This is a genomic window from Maribellus luteus (assembly GCF_003576475.1).
GTDB classification, from domain to species: domain Bacteria; phylum Bacteroidota; class Bacteroidia; order Bacteroidales; family Prolixibacteraceae; genus Draconibacterium; species Draconibacterium luteum.
This window is the reverse complement of record NZ_QWGR01000086.1, coordinates 1-704: the sequence shown is the minus strand read 5'-3', so window position 1 is coordinate 704 and position 704 is coordinate 1. Positions and strand designations below refer to the sequence as shown.

Genomic DNA, 704 nt, shown 5'->3' with positions numbered 1-704 from the left:
GCGAGCGTCGATGAACTCGCCACGGTGGAGGGCATCTCGCAGACCCTGGCCGAAGAAATCTACCGTCAGCTGCATTGATCGGCGACAATGCCCCATCGTGTCGCGTTGGTTTCAGCTCGCGCGGCGGTTGTCCTCTCGATTTGCCATGCCTTTCAACTTCCCGATCCTCCTGACCTGGTTGCGTGTGGCCATGATCCCGCTGGTGGTGGGCGTGTTCTACGTGCCGGACACTTGGATGGCACTGCCCGCCAAAAATCTGACGGCCGCGGTGTTTTTCATCGTTGCAAGCCTCACCGATTGGTTCGACGGTTTCCTCGCCCGCCGCTGGAACCAAACCTCCTCCTTCGGCGCCTTCCTCGATCCGGTCGCCGACAAGCTGATGGTGGCCGCCGCGTTGCTGGTGCTGCTGTCATTGGGCCGTGTGTCCGACGTCATCGCTCTCGTCATCATTGGCCGCGAGATCACCATCTCCGCCCTGCGTGAGTGGATGGCGCAGATTGGCGCGTCGAAGAGCGTGGCCGTCAACTTCCTCGGCAAGCTGAAGACGACCTTCCAAATGATCGCGATTCCGCTGCTGCTGTTCGAGGGCCGCCTGTTCGGCATGATCGATGCGCAGGTGTGGGGTACGTGGCTGATTTACGTGGCGGCGGTGCTCACGCTGTGGTCGATGGCGTACTACATGAAGCTCGCCTGGCCGCAGATTC

General features: G+C 61.4%; 1 protein-coding gene. It reads left to right on the top strand.

Annotation, left to right across the window (positions count from 1 at the left end; genetic code table 11):
* Positions 1-97: 97 nt before the first annotated feature.
* On the top strand, positions 98-704 hold a 607-nt coding region (gene pgsA, locus D1614_RS28035), incomplete at its 3' end, for a CDP-diacylglycerol--glycerol-3-phosphate 3-phosphatidyltransferase (protein WP_262707242.1).